The organism is Paraburkholderia sp. J7 (genome assembly GCF_905220155.1).
In the GTDB taxonomy this organism is placed as follows: domain Bacteria; phylum Pseudomonadota; class Gammaproteobacteria; order Burkholderiales; family Burkholderiaceae; genus Paraburkholderia.
Window position 1 is genome coordinate 1 of the sequence record NZ_CAJMYZ010000128.1, and the last position, 298, is coordinate 298.

The following is a 298-nucleotide window of genomic DNA, read 5'->3' on the forward strand; positions in this document are numbered from 1 at the left end:
GCCAACGTCGAAGGCTGCGTGCGGGCGCGTGGCGGCCAGCAACTCGCCGACCGACTCGCGCGCGGCCCACAACTGCTTTGCCTGCTCCAGCGACTGCGCGACGATCACGTCGTCGATCGTGCCTGCTTCAAGTGCGTCGCCAAGCGCTTCTTCGAGCGCGCGCTGAGCGTCGTCGTTGGCTTCGCCCAGTGTCTCGACGAGGGCGTACACCGGATAACGCGTCGAAAAGGCAGGCTTGAGCCTCGCCAGGTCGCAGGCGGCCAGCATGAAGTCGTCCCACATCAACTCGAACGACGAC

General features: G+C 66.1%; 1 protein-coding gene. It reads right to left on the bottom strand.

The features are described 5' to 3' along the window. On the bottom strand, positions 1-298 hold a 298-nt coding region (locus tag U5A58_RS40630; RefSeq protein ID WP_321965477.1), incomplete at both ends, for an FAD-linked oxidase C-terminal domain-containing protein.